This window comes from Streptomyces sp. NPDC059455, from assembly GCF_042750115.1.
GTDB classification, from domain to species: Bacteria; Actinomycetota; Actinomycetes; order Streptomycetales; family Streptomycetaceae; genus Streptomyces; species Streptomyces endocoffeicus.
Window position 1 is genome coordinate 17,818 of the sequence record NZ_JBHYVB010000182.1, and the last position, 4,131, is coordinate 21,948.

The 4,131-nt window shown below is 72.8% G+C and carries 4 protein-coding genes; all 4 read left to right on the forward strand.

All coding sequences use genetic code 11. The features are described from left to right. The first annotated feature begins 115 nt into the window (after positions 1 to 115). The 4 genes from rsmI to ACFXB5_RS41475 all read left to right on the forward strand — a co-directional run bounded on the left by rsmI (position 116) and on the right by ACFXB5_RS41475 (position 4,018). On the forward strand, positions 116 to 991 hold the full coding sequence (gene rsmI, locus ACFXB5_RS41460; protein WP_385218593.1) for a 16S rRNA (cytidine(1402)-2'-O)-methyltransferase: 876 nt from the start codon (positions 116 to 118) through the stop codon (positions 989 to 991). Positions 992 to 1,177: 186 nt separating this feature from the next. Next, positions 1,178 to 1,654: a hypothetical protein gene (locus ACFXB5_RS41465; protein WP_201854998.1), complete on the forward strand. Its 477-nt coding sequence runs from the start codon at positions 1,178 to 1,180 to the stop codon at positions 1,652 to 1,654. A 134-nt stretch (positions 1,655 to 1,788) separates the two neighbouring features. Next, positions 1,789 to 2,709, forward strand: coding sequence for a TatD family hydrolase (locus ACFXB5_RS41470; RefSeq protein ID WP_385218595.1), 921 nt, complete (start codon positions 1,789 to 1,791; stop codon positions 2,707 to 2,709). 109 nt (positions 2,710 to 2,818) lie between these two features. Further along, a complete protein-coding gene (locus ACFXB5_RS41475; protein ID WP_385218596.1) occupies positions 2,819 to 4,018 on the forward strand; it encodes a ubiquitin-like domain-containing protein in 1,200 nt (399 codons plus the stop codon). Positions 4,019 to 4,131: the final 113 nt, after the last annotated feature.

Sequence of the window (4,131 nt, forward strand, 5' to 3'; positions counted from 1 at the left end):
TGTATCGTGGTCTTTTTTTTGGTTATAAGAGAATGGGTGACGACACCTCTGCTGTTCAGGGCCGACGCCGCGTCCGGGCGCGGGGCCAGCCGCGCCCGGCTGCGAGGATGGGGGCGTGACTGGAACGCTCGTACTGGCAGGGACCCCCATCGGCGACACGGCGGACGCGCCCCCGAGGCTGGCCGCCGAACTCGTGGCCGCCGATGTGATCGCCGCCGAGGACACCCGGCGGCTGCGCCGCCTCACCCAGGCCCTGGACGTGCGCCCGGCCGCCCGGGTGGTGTCCTACTTCGAGGGCAACGAGTCGGCCCGCACGCCCGAGCTGGTCGAATCGCTGGCCGGGGGCGCCCGGGTGCTGCTGGTCACCGACGCGGGCATGCCGTCGGTCTCCGACCCCGGCTACCGGCTGGTGGCCGCCGCCGTGGAGCGCGGGATCACCGTCACCGCGGTGCCCGGCCCGTCCGCGGTGCTCACCGCGCTGGCCGTGTCCGGGCTGCCGGTGGACCGCTTCTGCTTCGAGGGGTTCCCGCCGCGCAAGGCGGGGGAGCGGCTGACGCGGCTGCGCGAGGTCGCCGACGAGCGCCGCACCCTGGTCTGGTTCGAGGCCCCGCACCGGCTGGACGACACGCTCGTGGCCATGGCCGAGGTGTTCGGCCCGGACCGCCGGGCCGCGGTGTGCCGGGAGCTGACCAAGACCTACGAGGAGGTGCGGCGCGGTCCGCTGGCCGAGCTGGCCGCCTGGGCGGCGGAGGGCGTGCGCGGCGAGATCACCATCGTGGTCGAGGGCGCCCCAGAGCCCGGCCCCGAGGAGGCGGGCCCCGCCGAGCTGGCCCGCCGGGTCGCGGTGCGCGAGGAGGCCGGTGAGCGCCGTAAGGAGGCCATCGCGGCGGTGGCGCAGGATGCCGGGGTGCCCAAGCGGCAGGTGTTCGACGCGGTCGTGGCGGCGAAGAACGCCGCGGGAAGCACGCCACGCGGAGGTAAAGCCCCGTAGCGAAAAGCAAAGCTCAGGTTAGTAGCCGGGCAGTTGCTCGCCAGTTTCTCCATCGCCGTTGCCAAATCTCGCTCAAAGAGAGGGAAGAGCCCGTGCGGTGGCGCCGGGAAAGGCGTCCACTGGTTGTGGAAGACCTGGGGCGATCCCATCCCGGAAGACTTGTCCTGTGTGACAAGAGGAGCTGCCATGAGCGATATAGCGGGAACCTCGAGCGGTGCTCATCCGATAGCCGCCCGCACCACCTCCGATCAGTCCGGCGAGGTGGCCCACGAGGCGTACGCCTTCGCCTGCATGAAGTGCGGGCACGGTTGGGAGCGGTCGTACGACATCGAACACCACGTGGACGGCGAGGGCCGCGCCTTCGTCGTCTACTTCACCGGCGGCCGGCGCGTCCCGTCCCCGCTGACGAGCCCCGACTGCGTCAACTGCGGTGCGCATCTGGTGCGGATCATGCGCTCGGGTCAGGTCTCCTCCGTCCTGGAGAGTGCGCGGCGCGGGAGGCCGCACACCACCCGGGACCGGGAGGATGGCACCGGCGCGCCGGAGACCGAGGCGGACGCCGCGCCGGACCGCGCACCGGAAAACGAGGACCCCGCGCGACGCCGTGGGCACCATTGGCACCTTCCGAATCTGCTGCATCCCTTTCAGCACCACCGCGACTGAGTACGATCCGGTTCATATGAGCTGTTTCACCTGATCGGGTTCCTGTGAGCCGGGTCATATGAGCCAGCCGCGGGTCAACTGAGCGGCCGGACGTGATTCACCGCACATTCACCGGGATTCATAGAATCGCGTCCATGGCGAAAACAGCATCGACCCCCGGCGGCAGTGGCAAGGCGAGTGGCGCGCAAAAGGAAAAGGACGCGCCCCCGCCGCCGCCGGAGCCCCTGCGGGTCCCGGTCGCCGATTCCCACACCCACCTGGACATGCAGTCGGGCACCGTCGAGGAGGCGCTGGCCAAGGCCGCCTCGGTCGGCGTGACGACCGTCGTCCAGGTGGGCTGTGATCTCGCCGGGTCCCGGTGGGCGGCCGAGACCGCGGCGGCGCACGAGAGCGTCTGGGCCACGGTGGCCCTGCACCCCAACGAGGCGCCGCGCATCGTCCTCGGCGACCCCGACGGCTGGTCCCGGCAGGGGGCCAGGGAGCCCGGCGGCGACGCCGCCCTGGACGCGGCGCTCGACCGGATAGCGGCCCTCGCCGCGCTGCCCCAGGTGCGCGGCGTGGGCGAGACCGGTCTGGACTACTTCCGCACCGGGCCGGAGGGCATGGCCGCCCAGGAGCGCTCGTTCCGCCGCCACATCGCCATCGCCAAGGAGCACGGCAAGGCGCTGGTCATCCACGACCGCGAGGCCCACGACGACGTCCTGCGGGTGCTCGCCGAGGAGGGCGCGCCCGACACCGTCGTCTTCCACTGCTACTCCGGTGACGCGGCCATGGCGAAGATCTGCGCCGAGCGCGGCTACCACATGTCGTTCGCGGGCAACATCACCTTCAAGAACGCCCAGCCGCTGCGCGACGCCCTCGCCGTCGCCCCGCTCGACCTCGTCCTCGTCGAGACCGACGCGCCGTTCCTGACCCCCGCCCCCTACCGCGGACGGCCCAACGCTCCGTATCTGATTCCGCTCACCCTGCGGGCCATGGCGGAGGTCAAGGGCGTCCCCGAGGACACCCTGGCGACCGCCGTAGCGGCCAATACGGCACGCGTCTTCGGCTATTGAGGGGCGGTGGCGATCCGAGGCCGGTGATCACACTGCGTGATGATCTTCCTTTGGAGAGTCACCCCCACTCCGCTACAGTCCCGGACCCAACGCCCTGACCAGTGGACTTGTGGAGTGTTACCGGAGTGTTGTCGTGAGTCGTAGGGCCAGCCACCGCGTCCCGGGCGGCCGTGCCGCCGCCCGCCGAGCCGCCCGGCGCGGCGCCACCGGCCGGACCGATCCGATGCGCCGGCTGCTGCCGCAGGCGATGGTGGTCGCCGCCCTGGCCGGCGGCACCTCCGCCTTTGTCGCCCAGGACAAGGCCGTAAGACTCAGCGTCGACGGCGACGCGCGCACATTGCACACCTACGCCGACGACGTGGGCGAGCTGCTGGCGGACCAGGACGTCCGCGTCGGCGCGCACGACATCGTCGCCCCCGCGCCCGGGGAGCGGCTCGGCGACGGCGACGAGATCGCCGTCCGCTACGGCCGCCCCGTCACTCTCACCCTCGACGGGGAGCGCCGCCGGGTGTGGACCACCGCCCGCACGGTTGACGGCGCATTGCGCCAACTGGGCGTACGTGCCGAGGGCGCGTATCTGTCCGCCTCCCGCTCCGCCGCCATCACCAGCCGCGGGCTGCTCCTGCACGTCCGCACCGAGCGCACCGTCACCTTCCTCGCCGACGGGCGCCCCCACATCGTCCGCACCAACGCGGCCACCGTCGGCGAGGCCCTCGCCGCCGCCGGGCTCACCCTGCGCGGCCAGGACATCACCTCCGTCCCGCAGGACAGCTTCCCGCGCGACGGCCAGACGGTGACGGTGATGCGGATCACCGGCGGCAAGGAGGTCCGGGACCATCCGGTGCCCTTCACCACCGTCCGCCGCGCCGACCCCACCCTCCCCAAGGGCACCGAGCTGGTGGCCCGGCCCGGCGAGCCGGGCACCCTGCGCGTCACCTTCCGGGTGCGCAGCGTCAACGGCGTACGGCAGCGGCCGCGGAAGATCGGCAGCGAGATCGTCAAGGCGCCCGTGGCCCGGATCGTCCGGGTCGGCACCATGACCGTGCCCGCCGGCGTCGGCGGCCCGGCGGACGAGCTCAACTGGCGGGCGATGGCCCGCTGCGAATCGGGCGGCCGGCCCGACGCGGTCGACGGCTCCGGCCGCTACGGTGGCCTCTACCAGCTCGACCAGGGCACCTGGCACGCCCTCGGCGGCCACGGCCGCCCCCAGGACGCGCCCCCGTCCGAGCAGACCTACCGCGCGAAGAAGCTCTACCAGCAACGCGGCAGCAGCCCCTGGCCCAGCTGCGGCTCAAAGCTGCACCGGTGATGGGGGCCCGGGGGGGGTGGGGGGGGGCGCCCGCGGCCGGCCGCCCCCTCCCGCAGCAGGCGCGGGCGCGACCGCACTCTCGCGCTCTCTGAGGGTGGGAGCCCCGCCAGGTG

What these genes read in the sequence shown, in the direction of transcription:
- ACFXB5_RS41465 (WP_201854998.1), top strand. Translation starts at nt 1,178, where the DNA reads ATGAGCGATATAGCGGGAACCTCGAGCGGTGCTCATCCGATAGCCGCC.
- ACFXB5_RS41470 (WP_385218595.1), top strand. Translation starts at nt 1,789, where the DNA reads ATGGCGAAAACAGCATCGACCCCCGGCGGCAGTGGCAAGGCGAGTGGC.